The sequence below is a fragment of the Mucilaginibacter sp. genome (genome assembly GCF_028288205.1).
Taxonomy (GTDB): Bacteria; Bacteroidota; Bacteroidia; order Sphingobacteriales; family Sphingobacteriaceae; genus Mucilaginibacter.
The window spans coordinates 1-17,569 of the sequence record NZ_JAQBOD010000006.1; the positions used below are offsets into that span (position 1 = coordinate 1).

The 17,569-nt window shown below is 40.6% G+C and carries 13 protein-coding genes; 5 read left to right on the forward strand and 8 right to left on the reverse strand.

Annotated features, from left to right (window positions below; all coding sequences use genetic code 11):
• The first annotated feature begins 284 nt into the window (after nt 1–284).
• Together JWR23_RS00810 and JWR23_RS00815 are read left to right on the forward strand one after the other, a co-directional pair.
• Nucleotides 285–1,310 carry a sugar kinase gene (locus tag JWR23_RS00810; RefSeq protein ID WP_299511725.1) on the forward strand — a complete coding sequence of 342 codons (1,026 nt, stop codon included), beginning with the start codon at nt 285–287 and terminating at the stop codon, nt 1,308–1,310.
• A gap of 91 nt (nt 1,311–1,401) precedes the next feature.
• Nucleotides 1,402–1,851: a YhcH/YjgK/YiaL family protein gene (locus JWR23_RS00815; RefSeq protein ID WP_299511727.1), complete on the forward strand. Its 450-nt coding sequence runs from the start codon at nt 1,402–1,404 to the stop codon at nt 1,849–1,851.
• A gap of 349 nt (nt 1,852–2,200) precedes the next feature.
• Here JWR23_RS00815 and uxaC read toward each other — a convergent pair whose 3' ends face one another.
• The 8 genes from uxaC to JWR23_RS00855 all read right to left on the reverse strand — a co-directional run bounded on the left by uxaC (nt 2,201) and on the right by JWR23_RS00855 (nt 10,775).
• On the reverse strand, nt 2,201–3,607 hold the full coding sequence (gene uxaC, locus JWR23_RS00820; protein WP_299511729.1) for a glucuronate isomerase: 1,407 nt from the start codon (nt 3,605–3,607) through the stop codon (nt 2,201–2,203).
• A gap of 75 nt (nt 3,608–3,682) precedes the next feature.
• Nucleotides 3,683–4,702 carry a hypothetical protein gene (locus JWR23_RS00825; RefSeq protein ID WP_299511731.1) on the reverse strand — a complete coding sequence of 340 codons (1,020 nt, stop codon included), beginning with the start codon at nt 4,700–4,702 and terminating at the stop codon, nt 3,683–3,685.
• 18 nt (nt 4,703–4,720) lie between these two features.
• The gene (locus JWR23_RS00830) at nt 4,721–4,936 is read right to left on the reverse strand and encodes a hypothetical protein (protein ID WP_299511732.1); all 216 of its coding nucleotides are present in this window, start codon (nt 4,934–4,936) and stop codon (nt 4,721–4,723) included.
• Between the two features lie 157 nt (nt 4,937–5,093).
• Entirely contained in the window at nt 5,094–5,864 is a 771-nt protein-coding gene (locus JWR23_RS00835; protein ID WP_299511734.1) for an HAD-IIB family hydrolase, read from the reverse strand.
• 23 nt (nt 5,865–5,887) lie between these two features.
• Nucleotides 5,888–6,919 (reverse strand): class I fructose-bisphosphate aldolase, encoded by a 1,032-nt coding sequence (locus JWR23_RS00840; protein ID WP_299511736.1) that lies wholly within the window; start codon nt 6,917–6,919, stop codon nt 5,888–5,890.
• 180 nt (nt 6,920–7,099) lie between these two features.
• Nucleotides 7,100–9,358 (reverse strand): c-type cytochrome, encoded by a 2,259-nt coding sequence (locus tag JWR23_RS00845; protein ID WP_299511738.1) that lies wholly within the window; start codon nt 9,356–9,358, stop codon nt 7,100–7,102.
• A gap of 55 nt (nt 9,359–9,413) precedes the next feature.
• Entirely contained in the window at nt 9,414–10,205 is a 792-nt protein-coding gene (locus tag JWR23_RS00850) for a ThuA domain-containing protein (protein WP_299511740.1), read from the reverse strand.
• 168 nt (nt 10,206–10,373) lie between these two features.
• A complete protein-coding gene (locus tag JWR23_RS00855; protein WP_299511742.1) occupies nt 10,374–10,775 on the reverse strand; it encodes a c-type cytochrome in 402 nt (133 codons plus the stop codon).
• A gap of 656 nt (nt 10,776–11,431) precedes the next feature.
• Between JWR23_RS00855 and JWR23_RS00860 the strand changes: the two genes are divergently transcribed.
• The 3 genes from JWR23_RS00860 to JWR23_RS00870 all read left to right on the forward strand — a co-directional run bounded on the left by JWR23_RS00860 (nt 11,432) and on the right by JWR23_RS00870 (nt 17,502).
• Nucleotides 11,432–12,667 carry a hypothetical protein gene (locus tag JWR23_RS00860; protein ID WP_299511744.1) on the forward strand — a complete coding sequence of 412 codons (1,236 nt, stop codon included), beginning with the start codon at nt 11,432–11,434 and terminating at the stop codon, nt 12,665–12,667.
• 79 nt (nt 12,668–12,746) lie between these two features.
• Nucleotides 12,747–14,888, forward strand: coding sequence for a hypothetical protein (locus tag JWR23_RS00865; protein ID WP_299511746.1), 2,142 nt, complete (start codon nt 12,747–12,749; stop codon nt 14,886–14,888).
• Between the two features lies 1 nt (nt 14,889).
• A complete protein-coding gene (locus JWR23_RS00870) occupies nt 14,890–17,502 on the forward strand; it encodes a hypothetical protein (protein WP_299511748.1) in 2,613 nt (870 codons plus the stop codon).
• Nucleotides 17,503–17,569 lie beyond the last annotated feature (67 nt).

A 17,569-nucleotide genomic window follows, 5' to 3' on the forward strand; every position in this document is an offset into this window, starting at 1 on the left:
TTGTTAAAATATAATGGCAAAATACCCTGCTCAGGTATAAGCTTTAATATGGTTTCTTTCTTATCCATTTTAGTAAATTAATTGATGGGTAAATGTAGAAAGAAATATTAAAATACGGGGAATTTGAGTCGCCAAATAGTTACAATTGTTACGCAAACGTTTTCCTTTATTTTTATGTAAAAGCTTTCGTAATTACTTAGGTTTAACGTACTTTTGGTGACTTCGATAAAACAATCATACAATATTTTATAAACTAATTTTTCAATTTAAATAGAACACTAACGATGTCTAAAAAAGTCGTAACACTGGGAGAAATAATGTTGAGATTATCAACTCCTGATTTCAAAAGATTTGTACAAAGCGATAGCTTTGATGTTACCTATGGTGGCGGTGAAGCAAACGTTGCAGCAGCGCTTTGCAACTACGGATTAAACGGAACCTTCGTATCAAAAGTACCTGCAAACCCAATTGGCCAGGCAGCTATAAACCACTTGCGCCGTTATGGCGTTGATACACAATTTGTTGCACGTGGCGGCAAGCGTTTAGGTATTTACTTTTTGGAAACAGGCGCTTCTATGCGTGCATCACAAGTGGTTTATGACCGTGCGGATGCTTCCATATCAGAAGTTGATGCCAGCGAATTTGATTTCGACAAGATATTTGAAGGTGCCGATTGGTTTCACACTACCGGTATTACCCCTGCCCTTAGCGACAAAGCTGCCGCGCTTACTTTAGCCGCTTTAAAAGCCGCGAAAGCAAAAGGTATTACCACCAGTATTGACCTTAACTACCGTAAAAAACTTTGGAGCAAAGAAAAAGCCCGCCAGGTAATGACCGAGCTTTGCCAATATGTTGATGTTTGTATTGGTAACGAAGAAGATGCTGATACTACTTTAGGCTTTACCAGCGAAGGTACTGATGTAACCAAAGGCGAATTGAACCTTGACGGTTACAAAAGCGTTTTCAAACAAATGAAAGAGAAATTTGGGTTTAAATATATTGCTTCAACCCTAAGAGAGAGCCATAGCGCATCTGATAACGGATGGAGCGCTTTGGTATATGATGGCACCGAGTTTTACCACACCAAACAATACGAAGTGCGTATAGTTGACCGTGTTGGTAGCGGCGATTCGTTTGCAAGTGGTTTTATTTATGGTTTAGTTACCGGTATGAAATTGAGCGACGCAGCAGAATTTGGCGTTGCTGCTTCTGCAATTAAACATACTATTCCGGGCGACTTGAACCACGCTACTTTAGGCGAAGTTCAGGAGCTGGTTAAAGGCGACGGTTCTGGCCGTGTACAGAGATAGTTTTTTAGTCAATAGTCCATGGCCGATAGACCATAGTAAATAATCGCTATGGACTATGGACCATCGACTATGGACATTATTTATAATAATCATGATAATAGATACCCTGGCAAGTGCCGAAAAATATTACGGCCTGCATAAAAATTTCAAGGTTGCTTTTGAATACCTGGCTTCGCATGACCTCGCGGCTTTAGAAGTTGGTAAATTCGAGATAGCTGATGGCGTTAAAGCCATCGTATCAGACAATGAAGGCAAAACTGCTGAAGTTGCTGCCGAAAAGTTTGAGTGCCATAATAAGAATATCGATATACAGGTTTGCATCCGTGGCAACGAAACAATTGGCTGGAAACCCCGCATAGATTGTACTAACCCTAAAGGCGAATACAATGACGAAAAAGATGTACTATTTTATGCTGATGCACCCGATATGCACTTCGCGTTAAAAGGCGGCCAGTTTGTTATTTTCTTTCCCGAAGATGTACACGCCCCAATGATCGGCGAAGGCCTGATCAAGAAATTGGTGGTGAAGGTGAAGATATAGTCAAACACTACGCAAAACAAAAAAAGGGCGCTGATCAATGGTCGGCGCCCTTTTTTATAAAGTGTCATTACGTAATGGCGGGCTATCCCGGTAGCTATTGGGATGTCAAGTGATTTTGTTTCATCTTGTTACATCACCTCAAAATCAGTCAATATACAATTATTTGATTATCAAATTAATACATTAAAATCAGCTATAAAAATACAGACGAATAAGTTGTTACATTTTGTTACATCACTTTTTAGTAGTTTGTTTATTATCAATAGGTTAAGTCGAAATCTTGTTTCACTTGTTACATTTTGTTTCACATTCGCGTGTAACAAAACACAGGGATGACGGGATCAAAATGTTACTCATAAAACCCGAAATACTCCCTCGCGTTATTGTAGCATATATCCTGCACTATCTTGCCTGTCCACGCTAAATCATTTGGCAGTTCGCCATTTTCAATATCGTTACCTAAAAGATTACACAATATCCGCCTGAAATACTCATGCCTCGGGAACGACATAAAGCTGCGCGAATCTGTAAGCATACCTACCAAACGGCTCAACAGCCCAATGTTTGACAAGGAATTTAATTGCGCGGTCATTCCATCCTTCTGATCCATAAACCACCACGCCGAACCAAATTGCATTTTACCCGCAACTGAACCATCATTAAAGTTACCGGCCATTGCGGCAAACAGGTCATTATTAACCGGGTTATTATTATATAATATGGTTTTAGCCAGCTTATTTTCCTTATCCAATTTATCCAGGAACTTGGAAAGGCTTTTGCCTTGTGTAAAATCACCTATAGAATCCCACCCGGTATCAGGCCCCAAAGTTGCCAGCGCGCGTGTATTATTATTACGTAAAGCGCCTAAATGGTATTGCTGTACCCAGCCTTTTTCATGATCCCATAAAGCAAACCGGAACAATAATGCTAATTTAAATTTCAAATTCTCATCCTGCGTTATAGCTTGCTTGCTTCTAATTTTATTGAAGATGGATTTTATCTCCTCATCTGTATAGTCGGCGGCATAGATGTGATCCAATCCATGATCTGATACTTTACAGCCATTCGCAGCAAAATAGTCATGGCGGCTTTTTAACGCTGCTAAATAACCATCCAGATCGGTTATAGTAGTATTTTCTACTTTCTCTAATCTATCAATGTAGGTATTCAGCACATCAATATTATCAGCATTCATCGCCTTATCCGGCCTGAATGATGGTAGTACCTTTGTACCAAAGCTATCGTGTTTTATTTTTTGGTGATGTGCTAAATTATCCAGCGGATCATCGGTAGTACCTATAACCTCTACCTTAAACTTTGTGATAAGGCTGCGTATGCTAAACTCCGGCGATTGCAGTTTTTCTGTACATTCATCGTATATTTTTTTCGCTGTCGCGGGAGATAATACCTCTTTTATTCCAAAATAGCGCTGCAGTTCTAAATGTGTCCAGTGATATAAGGGGTTACGCAGTGTATACGGAACGGTGGCTGCCCATTTCTCAAACTTTTCCCAATCGCTTTTATTACCGGTTACATAGGCTTCATTTACGCCGTTGGCCCGCATGGCCCGCCATTTATAATGATCGCCGTTTAACCACATTTGGGTAATGTTTTTAAAATTCAGATCGGCGGCAATTTCATCAGGCGGCAAATGGCAGTGATAATCGATTATAGGCATCGATACGGCATAGTCATGATATAGCTTTTGCGCGGTTTTGGTTTCTAATAAAAAGTCGTCGTCAAGAAAATTCTTCATCGGTTCATATATAAATTGCAGACGACAATTATACTTTATATATAATAGTTTACCAAGTTTAAAGGCACCGAAATACTATAACGTTTGCGATAAAGAATGCAGCAATAGCTCGGCAAGCAGGGCAGATAAACTTACCGACGCGCAAGCAATAATATCATCACCGGCACCATAATAAATGTACAGCTCATCATCAAACAAAGCGGTACCTGTGGGGAAGCAAACATTATCTACATCACCCGCTAATTCAAATTCCTGATCGGGTTTAAAAAGCGGATAAGGCAGCCTTGCTATTTCTTTTTGGGGATCATTCAGGTCAAACAAAGCTGCACATGCCGAATATTCATATCCTTTTGCAACACATTGTACGCCATGATAAATTATCAACCATCCGTGTGCTGTTTCAACCGGAGGGCACCCACCACCTACATATTGTATTTCATGATCATATTTAGGCGTAAGAAATATGTTATCCGCTAAATGCGTTAGATAATTTGTCCAAAACTCAGGGGTCAATTCGCCAAGGCTATTAACAGCGGTAATTTGTATATCCGGTTTTATACGATGCAGAAAAGTGAGTTTTCCGTTTATCCTGCGGGGAAAGAAAACCAGGTCTTTATCCATCACAATAGTGTCAGCGCCACTATAATCACTTCTGTATCGTTTGATTATATTAGAATTTCCTTTAATCAGCTCATCAAATTCAGCATAGGTAATTTGCGGGACAATTATACCATGCTTATCAAAATGCTGCAGATCTGTTGAAGTAGCTACGGCTCCCAGCGCATCTTTACCATCAAACGCTATGTATGACAGGTAATAGGTATCGCCTATTTTTGCTATCCTGGGGTCTTCCATCCCATGGTTTTCATAATCAAATTGGGGCAACAAAAAGGGAGTAACCATACGTTCGGCTAAGTTTACCGGCCCATCAAGTTTACAATGGCCAATAGTAGAGTAATTGCCCATACGAACTGCCCTATAAAAAAGATGAACAATATCGCCCTCCTTAACAACAGCCGGATTTAAAACCCCATCATTTTCAAAATCAAGATCGGTGGTAGTAAGAATTATACCTTCTTTTTTAACCGTTATCATTTATATTGAAAGGCTGGCTTATATTGTTTTTTTTGAAGTGGCAACAATTACAATGCCACCAATCAATAATATGCCACCCAGGTAAGGCGGCCAGTTAACGGTTTTCTGGCGGTCTGCTGATATTTGTATGGGGCCGGCATCAACTACTTTTTCCTTTTTGGTATAAGTAAACCCGGTCCATATTATCATTATGGCACCTACTACAATTAATACAATTCCAATTAGCTTGTTCATGATAATTTATTTGATATTAATAATACCAAATTGAGGTAAATTGTTTGATTGATATAGATGCACTGTCCCAGGGACACCTGAATACACCCGGGACAGTGTGGGACAGATACTTTTATGATTCTTTCTGTGTTTAAGAATACATGTACCTTTTAAAAGTTTAAAAACCATTATCATACCTGCCTTTTTTATCTAAACAGGCTATAATACCTTCAATAACACGTTTGGTTTCGTTTGGGTCTTTTACAGAGATAGAAGTAATTCCCGTTTCTTTTGCAGGGTAATCATTACCCCCCGGAAATATGGCATCACCAATAAATATCATTTCCTTTTTTTTGATGTTTAATATATCTCTTAATTTTTTAATTCCGTATGCTTTATCAATGCCGGGTTTTGTAATATCAACAGAAGTGGTACCACCTAAATTCACAGAAAATTGGGGAATAGTAATGCTTAGAGCCTTTTGTATCTTTTTTCGTTTAGTAAAGCCCGGATCCCATTCTCTTTTTGCAGCCAAAGGCGCTTCCTGCCCTAATGCCGAATAGGTGATCTGGCTACCCCTATCCTCGATCTGCTCACCCCATGTTTTTTCAGGCTTAAAGCCTTGCTCTTCAACAGCGGCATTTAGTGAGCTGATGATCTTCTTTTTTTCATTGACAGTAAAATCTTCAGCGTATAATTTCTTCCAATCTCCATTATATTCATAAAACTTAGTACCACAGGTAGGCAGTATTGACAAGTTTTTAAGCTGCTTATCTTTTGCTAAATAAGACAATACCTGCTTTTCAAACTGGGGCCAGTCGCCTCCTGATATGATAGCAACCCGGGTAACGTTTATTAAAGCGTTCAATATCTTTACCATTTCATCATCAATTGCCGATTTGCTTTCGGCAAGCGTCCCATCCAGATCAAATACAATAAGTTTTTTCATATAATTAGTTCATCAGGGCGCATTCATTTTCTTGCAGCGCTTTCTATATCAACGCTGTATTCTCCACGCCGTGCGGCATTATTCATGCTTGCCCTAAAGTAAAGCATTTGCTGTGCTGCTTTTACATTTTCGGGGTTACCTTTCCAAATTACTAAAGCGGGTTGTTGTATGGCCCTGGCGAAAGAGAAGGTAAGCGGCCATGGCAACTTACCAGCAAATTTAATATTCATAGCTTGTAAATGCGCGCTTGCATCCTCTGCAGACTGGCCCCCAGACAAAAATGCAACACCGGCTACTTCGGCAGGAACTGATTCTAACAGGCAATTAACCGTAGCGGTTGCAACTTCATCCACCCAGTTTTGTTTAGGACAGTCTTTTCCTGCTATAACCATATTTGGCTTTAATATCAATCCTTGCAGGTTTACCCTTTGTGTATCCAGTTGTTCAAAAAGTTTCTTTATAGTTTTCGCGGTTACTTCATAGCACTGCTCAATTGTATGGTCGCCATCCATTAATACTTCAGGCTCAACAATAGGTACTAACCCTGCCTCCTGGCAAAGGGCCGCGTAACGGGCAAGCGCGTGTGTATTTGCTTCTATACAACCATTGGTAGGGATGCCTTCGCCTATAGTAATAACCGCGCGCCATTTAGCAAAACGTGCGCCTAAGCTATAGTATTTATTTAACCGGTCGCGCAGGCCATCTAAACCCTCAGTAATTTTTTCACCCGGAAATCCGGCCAAATTCACTGTTCCTGCATCCACTTTAATTCCGGGGATAATACCCGCTTGTTTCAGTATATCAACAAACAAAACGCCGTCTGTTGTTGCCTGGTAGATAGTTTCGTCAAACAATATGGCGCCGCTAATACACTCGCCAAGGTTTGGTGTAGTAACTATTAACTCACGGTAAGCCCGGCGGTATTCTACCGTTTGCGGTATGCCAACCTCTGCAAAACGTTTATTGCAGGTTGGTAAGCTTTCGTCCATTGCCAACAGGCCTTTATCGCCTGCCATTAATGCCGATGCTATTTGTTTAAGGTCTTGAATATTCATTAAAACATCAACAACTATTAACGTTAATTGTGTTTGATTACTTTGCAATAAAAAAGGCGTTAACCAAGAGTTTTGACTATCGAAAAAATAACCGTAGCACACATACCTTTATAGCTAAATAAAAAAGGGGCCAACCATTTTTGGTCAGCCCCTTTTTCAGGATTTAATATATTTAAGAATTTAGTTCCTTCTGCCTGTAGGCCTGATAGCGTTCAATTCTTCCATTGTATAGCTGTTTGTGCGGGTGGCAGTAGCTTCCCTTATCTTTTTCACATCTTCAGGTAAAACTACGCTTCCCTTGTTTCCAAAGTCACTGCGGATATAGCTTATTACCGATGCAATATACTCGTCGGTATTGGCACCCAGTGCAGGCATTACATCGGAATAAGTAGTACCCCTTATAGGGCCGCTCAGGCCATTCAGCAATATTCTTACCAGCCTTTCAGGGTTTTGGCCATTCACATCAGGGTTACCAGCTAATGCAGGTGCTAATGCCGGGCCTGATCCGCTTGCAATCCCCTTAGCATCAGCGCCATGGCAGGTAAAGCACAATTGTTTAAATATTACCGAGCCTTGTGCAACCAGCTTGCCACCAACTGCATTCAGCATTTTTTGCCTTGCAATTTGTTCTGCCCTTGCCTTTGCTTTGTTTTCGAAAGTTGTTTGCGATAAAGTAAGCAATGCGTCGTTAGGGTAATTTTTTAGAAGGCTTGCAATAATAGCTTTTGATTTATCTGAATTTACAAAACGCATGCTCAACAATAACTGCAGGCGCACATCGGCGCTTGGGTCGGCTTTCAGGGCATCCAGCATATCAATAGCATGGCTGTCTTTCTTCATAAAATCTTCGCCTATCCAAACGGCAGTTTTACGTATTTCTGCGTCAGGGTCTTTCAGCGCTTTGCCAAATGTTTCGGCATCCATTTCGTCCATGCCATTCAATGTCCATAAAGCATGCAGTTTGGCCAATTGTCCACCGCCGGCAGCAAGCGTTTTTAAAGCTGGCACTACAGATTTGTCATTCCTTATCACCAACAGTTTTTGGGCATTATCCCTCCACCAGCCATTCATGCTATTTAAGTGCTGAACCAGTTGCGCGCTGGTTTCTTCCAGCATATGCGGGCGTTTAAAGTCTGGCTTATAGTTGTCATTTACCAAACGGTAAATACGGCCACGGCCAATATTCGTCTGAAGTCCTTTTTGTTGAATTTTAGGGCGCAGGTAGCTATCAGCTTTTGTCCATTCGCTTTCTTGTATTATACCGTGGTACATATCAACAATGTACATACAGCCATCAGGGCCTGTAATGGTATTTACCGGCCTAAAGTTAAGGTCGGTAGAAGCCAAGAACTCTGATTGGTCATAAGCATTTTTCAAAGTGATCTTGGCATCATTATTGGTTACTTTAGCACGGCGTATTAAACGGCCCACAGGCTCGCAAATAAACAGGTCGCCGCGCATATCGGTTGGCAGTTTATCACCCCTGAAAATTGATTGGCCGTTACTGGCGGTAAAGTGGTTAAGCGTGCTATCTTTAAGGCGCAGCCTGTTTAAGCCACCCTGAACGTCGGGAGTGGTTACAATTGGCCATACCGGCTGAAACTCTTTCTGGTCAAACTTGTCATTTACATCAAATTTCCCATAGTGCAGGTTTTGCTCGTAAAATAAAGCAGGGACTTCGCCACCTGCTGATGAGTAGAATATACGGCCATAGTCATCATTAGCCAAGCCCCATTGCCCATCGCTGCCATCAACAAGGGTATCAGGGACAACTTTATCACCTTTTAAGGTATACCTAACAGGGTCGTAGGTTAAGTACATCCTGTTATCCAAATTCCATAGCAAACCACTTTTTTGGTGCTCTAAATTGTTAGTGTTAGTGCCATGATTTTCGTAAGCCAGCCAATTTTTATCAGCTACACCATCGCCATTTGTATCCTGGAAACAAAATACGCTGTTTGTCCAGGTTTGGCTTACCAATAAACGGCCATGATCAAGTGGCTGTAAAGTTCTGGGTAGCATAAGATGATCGGCAAATACGGTCATTTTGTCCATTACACCATCACCATTGGTATCTTCCAATAATTTGATCTTACAGTCGGCATTATGTTCGCCGGTACCGTTAACATCAAGCATGTAGGTATTTAATTCTGCAACATACATTCTTGCATCACCATCCCAGGCAATAGCAACCGGCTGGCTAACCATAGGCTCGCTTGCCACTAATTGCAAATGATATCCTGCAGGCATATAAATATGCTTCATTTCCTCTTCAGGAGATTTAGGGGTTGGATCAGGGTGCATGTCAACCAATATTCTGCCTGACGCATCTCTTTGCACAGGATATTGTGTAACATACTTTTGTGTTACCTTACAGGTATAAAACAATACCGCTGATGCGCATGTGATACCTAAAAGCCATTTATGATTATGTTTCATTTAGTTTATTTGAGGTTTGATAGTTTAGTTTTATTGGTTGTGTTGTATACCTATTTTATTTCATTTTTTTTCTGCCCATAGCATACTCAATACCACCTAACAGGTGCTGAAGGTAAAGAGGTTCAACAAATGACTCATCTGTATGCCCAAGTTCTGTGTAGAAAGCCCTTCCTCCATCAAAATCATGGTACCAGGCCATAGGGTGATAAGCGCCCATTTTTAGGTTTTCGTTTTTGGCATTATAAGTTATAGTTGATTCATCGATTGTGATCAATACATGAATATCTTTTGCCAGGTATTTAAAGTGATACCATTCGTCTTTTCTTTGCCATACTGCCGGTAACATCTTGGTGGCGATAGTATTGGGATCAACTATGTTTAATGTAGACATTTTTTGATCGGGATGTCCTTTAAAATAAGCGCCAGACAGATCACCATACCATTGCCAGTTATACTCTGCATCAGTAGCCGCATGTATACCAACATAGCCGCCACCATGCTCAATATAATTTTTTAAAGCAGCTTTCGACTCATCCTTTTTAAAGAAATCACCGGTGGTGCTTAAAAATATAATGGCCGAATATTGTTTTAAATTGTCGTCAGTGAATTTGCTTTCGTTAACAGTAGAGTCAACAGAAAAACCATTTTCGGCACCCATTTTTTGAATGGCTGCTATACCTGCCTTAATAGATCCGTGATGAAAGCCTGCCGTTTTGCAGTATATTAACACTTTATAATCTTTCTTTTTTGAAGCCCCATGCGAAGCGCTGCATGAACTAATTAAAATAGCTACAGCACACAATGCTAAATAGCTAATTAAGCGATTAATTTGTAATTGATTTCTCATGTATTTATTAGGTTAATTTTGGTTCAATTCAAAAAATCCGGACGCGCCAATTGGTTAAAAGAGCATCATAGATAATCATCCTCACTATTCAATAAAACAACAAATTTATTAACACCCCATGTGCTAATAAATTTGTTCAATCCTGCTAATCACTTAGCAGGGGTATTATTACTTAAGAGACAAAATGTACTCTATCATTTTTTTAATGTCGGCAGGGTTAATGGCCGGGTGCGGCGACATTGGCACTGTTCCCCATACACCACTACCACCGGCAATAACCTTTTTAGTAAGGGCATCATAATTTGCTTCAGTAGCAGGATATTTTTTAGCAACATCAATATATGCTGGGCCCACTACTTTTACATCTACCTTATGGCAGCTAAGACAATCATTTTTTGCCAATAATTGCTTTCCTTCTTCTATATCTACAGCGCTTACTTTTTTAGCAGGGGCTACAGTAGTTTTTTTAACAACAGTAGTTTTAGTTGATTTTTTAACAACGATTTGCGCAAATGAACTTACCGAAGCAATTGCGATAATTAAGCCTGTTAAGATGATAGTCCTTTTCATGATGTATATTATATATTTATTAATTTATTCGGTTTATTGATTGTACGACTTATTATTTTGAAAGAGGTTTAACAGCACCAATATGCCTGGCTTTAGTCTCTTTTATAATAGCGATGAAACAAAGTTAATTAATATGGTCTCAAAATCAATAGCTGCGCTTTGTTGTTAAAATAAACCTTTCTGCAAAGTATTTACCAGTTAATAATATGCGCCGGGTTAAAATAGCCGCAAAGTGCGTTTTTATACTTTAATGACCACTTTTTTTGCTCTCGCAACCTCATTTCATCGCACCAAAAATATAAATTTTCTAACGTTTTTGTAGTACAATTGTTACTTAAAATATTGCTTTTAATGCCAAAACAATCGATTGTTTGGTGAAATTGAAAGATATTAGCGGTGATAAAATAAATAGTCACATACTTGTTATAATAAACACGCTTGTTACTATTTGTAATTTATTAGTTTTGCTTATACCAATTATTAACGGCAGCATAAACCCTGCTTTTCAAGTAACATAAATGAAAACATATAAGGCTATAAGCGGCGGTTTATAGCAATGTGCGATTGCGCGAAAACCTTATTTAAGCTCCGATGTTGGGACTGGCTGTTCGCACAAAAAAATAGAAACCAATTAATTAACCATATAACCAACCAATATGAAAAGAGGAATATTTACACTATTATTTTTAGTCGGTGCCCTATGTAGCTTTGCCGCAGACGGACCTTATAAAAGCATAAGGGATTTTAAGGTTTTGCCTAAAAACTCTCCACAGGTAAACGCGGTAAACCTTCAAAAAGCTATAGACTGGGCATCAACAACAGGTGCTGCTTTATTTGTCGACCCGTCTGACGAGCCTTACGCGGTAAGCAGCGGCATTATATTAAAACCCAATGTTTCTTTAATTGGCGCGAATCCGCCGGAGGCAAGGGGAACAAAAAACGCTACCAAAAACGCTCCGGTAGGCAGTGTGTTTAAAATTGTTGATGCCGATCATCCATTCATTACTGTTGAATCATCCACTCAAATAAAAGGTATCCAGTTTTGGTATGCTAACCAGGAGCTAACCGATCCGGCAAAGATCATTAAATACCCGCCAACTATACAAACCAGCCACACATCAAGCACACAGGCCGTTACCTTAACAGACCTTACTTTTTATGGCGAGTATGTTGCCATGGATTTTAACGCAACACGTGCCTTGATATGCGAATTGATACTGATAGAAAATTGTTACGGCTATCCGTTAAGCGGCGAGTTTATTAAGATAGATTACTGCTATGATATTCCGCGGTTTTTACATTGCCACGTAAACCCGGCTATCATGCGTAAAATGGGTTTCCGTTTTTCAAAAGCTATTATTGACGCGGTAATAAAAAATAAAACTTATTGCTATTCCATCAACCATACAGATAACGCCCAATTAATGGACCTGTTTACTTTTGCAACTTATGGCGGTATCCATTTGGGTGGCGAGAGCTATGGCCAGTTAACCAACTTCAATTTAGATTGTGTTACCGTTGGCTTATATAAAGAAGGTAATAATACCAAAAACCGTAACTGGCAAATAGCACAAGGCTCGATAATAGCCAATGCAGGTACTGAGCTAAGCGAAATACACCCGATAGTTATTGAGGGCCAGGGCCATACTGCTTTAACCAATGTAGAGGCATTTTCTGGCGGTAATGGCGCGTTGACCAACATGGGTAAATCTGCAGATTTTATGCTGATTAAAGGCGATAAAAGAGCAACCGTATCAGTAGTTGGCAGCCGTATGCGTAACTATGAGTCGGCCCAGCCATTTACCATTCAAAACCCGATGGCGCAGGTACAGGCAGTTGCCTGCGTTGATAAGGATGAGAATTTATATAACGCAACCTTTGGTGTAAAATAACAACTTCACAATTAAACAATCAACAACAACTAAGCCTTCATTCTTAACAAGTTTGAGGGTTTTATTATCTCCATCAAAAATGAAAAAAGCGCTTTGTTACCTGACGGTATGTTTTTACTTAATTGTTCAAACCTCATTTGCACAAAGCATTAAAATTGTACGCGCCGATAAATCGGCGCAAACTTTGTATGCGGTTTCTGTTTTAAAGAAAGCGTTATTACAACAAAAGACAGACTATCAAATAGCTCTTGTTATAGATAGTACTCAACTTAGTAAAGAAGCTTATTCCATCAATCCGGCAGGAAAAAAAATAACCATAACCGGTGGTGATGGTAAAGGGATTTTGTACGGATGCCTTTCTGTTGCCGAAAACGTCCGCAATGGCACAACATTGCAAAATATAAAAGCAAGTGCAGAAAGTCCTAACCTACCCTTCCGCGCTATAAAATTTAATTTACCGTGGGACCCTTACCGCACGGGTCATGCTGTCGACCTGCATATGGAGACTTGTAAGGATGTAAACTATTGGCGCGCGTTTTTGGATATGATGGCCCAAAACCGCTTTAACACATTAACCTTATGGAACCTGCACCCGTTCCCGTACATGATAAAGCCAAAAAATTTCCCGGAGGCGAGCCCGTTTACTGATGCGGAGTTGAAAGCGTGGCAAAACCTGTACCATGCTATATTCCGGATGGCTAAAGAACGCGGCATTGATACCTACATAGTAAACTGGAACATATTTGTAACTACCCAATTTGCAAAGGCGCACCAGGTGGCTACAAGCAACATCAAGAACCGCATACATTATGGCGATGCGGATACATCAGAAATTGTAAAAAAGTATAATCGCGAGTGCGTAACCCAGATGTTGGATGAGTATCCCGACCTTACCGGCATGGGCTTTACCGAAGGTGAGGCCATGAACGGCATGACACCCGAAGCACGTAACCAATGGGTAAAGGATGTGATAATAACAGGCATGAAACTGGCTAAACGCAAAACCAAGCTCATTTTCCGTGTACCACTTTCGGCGGGGGTGAGTGATGGAGGCTCGACCAGCGTGAATGTGGAGAAACTAACCCGTAAAACTATCGAAGCTGAAACAGACTTTGACGGCCCAATATGGACCGAATTTAAATTTAACTGGTCGCATGGACACTCTACAACCAAATTGTTAAAAGTACATGGCGGCAAACTGAGCGATACCTATTTCAAACCCGAGCCCATCAACTATAAAACCGTGTGGACAACGCGCAACGAAGACTTCTTTTGCCTGCGTTGGGGCAATGCCGATTTTATACGCGCGCATATCGCTGCTAATACGCCAAGCTATGCCGGCGGGTATATTATTGGCTCGGAAGGATATATTCCGGCTAAGGATTACTTTACTAAAATTAAAGGGCCGGTTAACTGGAAGTACGCCTTTGAGCGGCAATGGTTGTTTTATAAGTTATGGGGCAGATTGCTGTATAACCCGGCTACGCCTGATGTTGTTTTCAGAGAGGAATTTATACACCGCTACGGCAAACAAGCCACTCCGCTTTTAGAAGCCTATTCGCTTGCATCAAAAACACCGTTGCGTTTAGCTTGCTCATTTGATTTTACCTGGGATTTTTCGTTATACAGCGAGGGTTTTATGGCGATGAATAAAAAGAAGATGAGCTATATATCGGTAGACCAACAGATAAACCAGGCAACATTTGATCCGGATTATGTTTCGATAAAAGACTATGTAAAAAACATACTTGCTAAAGGCGATTTTAAAGGTGATCAGATCACTCCGCCAATTTTGGCAGACCAATTAGAGGCCGATTGTAAAAAGGCGCTGGCATTAGTTAAAGACATTAAAACAGCTAATAACAATACCTTAATGTATGAAGTTGCCGATGTAAAAACGTGGGCAAACCTGGGCTTATATTTTGCTGAGAAGCTGCGGGGTGGCGTTGCCCTGCAAACCTATCGCACAATAGGTCGTGAAGAGAATAAACAGCATGCTATAACTCACTTACAAAACGCATTAATCTATTGGGATGAGGTAGTTAAAATTACCCGCCCAATTTATAATGACATGCCTTATACCGGCTATACTTACCCTGCCGACGGCAATAATTCGGTTATTAATAATACCAGCCGTTTCCATTGGGCGCTGTTAAGGCCCGATGTTGCTAAAGATGTTGAAACTGCTAAGAATGCTACCTATATTTCAAAAGCTAAATAAGATGAAAAAGAGATTTTGCCTGCTATTAATGCTTACTGTTATAACCCTCAGCACTTATGCTGTTGCAATAAAGGGAACAATTGCTATAATTTACGATCATCAAAATAACGGCGCTGTATTTACTGCGGCCGAAATGGCTAAGTATCTGCAAAGTGCAGGCTATACCATAAGCTCATCAGCAAAAACCTACCTGATCTTAACACTACGGGGCACCAAAGAAACCAGCGGCTTTACGTTGCCGGAGTCTGAATCGCAGGGATATTCCGTCCGTAAAAAAGGCAACGACTGGTACATTATAGGCTTTGATAATAGCGGATTAATTAGCGGTGGCCTTGATGTAGCCGAAAATATAAAGCTTAACGGGTTGGCTTCTATAACCGATACTGATAAAAAACCTTTCCTGCAAAACCGGGGTATTAAATTTAATATTCCGCTGGATGCACGCACACCAAGCTATACTGATAATGGCGATGCAGGGCAGCATAATATAGCCAATATGTGGGATATGGGATTTTGGCATGAGTTTTTGGATGAGATGGCCCGCGATAGGTACAATATCATTTCTATATGGAGCTTGCAGCCGTTCCCCTCGCTGGTTAAAGTGCCCGAATATCCAAACGCTTCTTTGAGCGATATTAAGAAAACCACGGTCCGTTTGCATCCTACGTCGGATGGGGAAGATATGTTTACACCGGCGAGTAACGCTCATTTGGTTACCTTAAAGAAAATGACCATCGCCCAAAAAATAAAATTCTGGCAGGATGTGATGCAATATGCGCACGATCGTGGTATTGATTTTTACCTGTTTACCTGGAACGTATTTATTAACGGCCTGGAAAATTCGGGCTATGGTTTTACTGATAAAATGAGCGATGAAAAAACGAAGGATTATATCCGCAAAGCCACAGCTACGCTGATAAAAACTTATCCATTGCTTAAAGGCATTGGGCTAACATCGGGCGAAAATATGCACAAGCAAACCGAGGATGCTAAAGAAAAGTATTTGTATGAAACTTATGGGCAAGGAATAAATGATGCATTAGCTAACGAGCCTACCCGCACTTTTAAACTGATACACCGCACGCACCAAACCGATGTAAACATTATTAAGAATAATTTCACAGGTTTAAATTCGCGTTGCCCGCTGGAGTTTAGCTTTAAATATTCGGTGGCGCACATGTATTCGGCAACCGCACCTAAATATATTTACGAGCAGAAGTTTCTGGATGGCATTGGCGATTCGCGATATTTTTTCACCGTGCGTGAGGATTCATGGTATAATATGCGTGGTGGCAGTGACCCGGCATTTACTCGCGACTACATCAAAAATATGCCCAAATACCGCGATCATTTAGAAGGCTTTTACATGGGCCCTGATGGCTATACCTGGGGACGGGAATATATCAGTAAAACACCTGCTACTCCGCGCCAACTCATTATTAAAAAGCGCTGGTATAGTTTCCAACTAATGGGTAAATTAGCTTATGACCCTACCTTACCCGACTCGTATTTTGCAAAAGAAATTAAAGCTCATTTTCCTGAAGCTAACGTGCAGAGGTTACAAACTGCGTGGGCAAAGGCATCGCAAATTATGCCGGTCATCAACAGGTTCCATAATCAAAAATCGCAGAACGATTATGAATGGTACCCCGAGGCCTGTACCAGCTTTTATGGTTTTATGACCATTGATAAATTTATTAACCGCGGCCCGCAAAACGGCGAGGGAATGATAGGTATTCCGGCTTATGGGAATGCTTTGTTAAATGGTCAATCTATTACCGACACTACCCCACCACAGGTTGCAGAGAACCTGCAAAATTTAAGCGACGAGGCTTTAGCTTTAGTAAAAGGAATGACCAATACAAAAGACAACGAGCTGAACCAAACTATTAATGATATTAAAGCGATGGCCTATTTGGGACAATATTTTTCAAAGAAGATATTAGTGGCTACTAATAAATACCTGTCTGACAAAGCGACTGATGAAGCGACAAAAATCAAATACAAAGCCATTGCATTAGATAACTTACAGGCTGCGAGCTTAAAATGGGCGGCTTATGCCAACCAGGTAAGTGCAACATACATCCCGCAGTTTTTAGCGCGGTTGCATATGCTGATTGACTTTAAAGCACTCCAAACGGATGTTGACAAAGAGATCTCTCAACTAAAAAACGCGCCATTAGAGGCAGCGCCACCAGTACCAAAACCTTTACAGCAATTGGAAGTGGTATTCTTTAAAAATTCCAATTATTATTTCTGGCACCTGGCAAATCTGGGAATCACGGTTGATTGGTCGCAGAATAAATATGTTGTACTGGATGTGTATGCCACTACCGCGCAAAAATTTAATTTCCTGGTAAATACAGAACGGGATAGCTTGTCAATAAAAGGCATTCAACCTATACCTGATAAATGGACCAAAATAGCAATACCGCTTAGTCGATATAAAGCCCAACTTGCGACTAAATATCCGGCAGGAAACACGGCAGCGTTTTTAAAAGATGTAAAAGGATTGGGGTTACAGATGGCTAACCCGGTTGGATACGCGTTGGTTGAGACCCGGGCCATTAGTTTGGTTAATGAGGTGCCGGAGGGAGCGGTTATTGTTCAATAAATTACGTCATTTCGAGTTGTAAAATTCGCGAAACCCTGAAAGTGAAATGACGTTTTAAAGACTTGCG

Bases quoted from the DNA above. Each gene is read 5' to 3' on its own strand.
- JWR23_RS00810 (WP_299511725.1), top strand. From the start codon at position 285: ATGTCTAAAAAAGTCGTAACACTGGGAGAAATAATGTTGAGATTATCA.
- JWR23_RS00815 (WP_299511727.1), top strand. From the start codon at position 1,402: ATGATAATAGATACCCTGGCAAGTGCCGAAAAATATTACGGCCTGCAT.
- uxaC (WP_299511729.1), bottom strand. From the start codon at position 3,607: ATGAAGAATTTTCTTGACGACGACTTTTTATTAGAAACCAAAACCGCG.
- JWR23_RS00825 (WP_299511731.1), bottom strand. From the start codon at position 4,702: ATGATAACGGTTAAAAAAGAAGGTATAATTCTTACTACCACCGATCTT.
- JWR23_RS00830 (WP_299511732.1), bottom strand. From the start codon at position 4,936: ATGAACAAGCTAATTGGAATTGTATTAATTGTAGTAGGTGCCATAATG.
- JWR23_RS00835 (WP_299511734.1), bottom strand. From the start codon at position 5,864: ATGAAAAAACTTATTGTATTTGATCTGGATGGGACGCTTGCCGAAAGC.
- JWR23_RS00840 (WP_299511736.1), bottom strand. From the start codon at position 6,919: ATGAATATTCAAGACCTTAAACAAATAGCATCGGCATTAATGGCAGGC.
- JWR23_RS00845 (WP_299511738.1), bottom strand. From the start codon at position 9,358: ATGAAACATAATCATAAATGGCTTTTAGGTATCACATGCGCATCAGCG.
- JWR23_RS00850 (WP_299511740.1), bottom strand. From the start codon at position 10,205: ATGAGAAATCAATTACAAATTAATCGCTTAATTAGCTATTTAGCATTG.
- JWR23_RS00855 (WP_299511742.1), bottom strand. From the start codon at position 10,775: ATGAAAAGGACTATCATCTTAACAGGCTTAATTATCGCAATTGCTTCG.
- JWR23_RS00860 (WP_299511744.1), top strand. From the start codon at position 11,432: ATGAAAAGAGGAATATTTACACTATTATTTTTAGTCGGTGCCCTATGT.
- JWR23_RS00865 (WP_299511746.1), top strand. From the start codon at position 12,747: ATGAAAAAAGCGCTTTGTTACCTGACGGTATGTTTTTACTTAATTGTT.
- JWR23_RS00870 (WP_299511748.1), top strand. From the start codon at position 14,890: ATGAAAAAGAGATTTTGCCTGCTATTAATGCTTACTGTTATAACCCTC.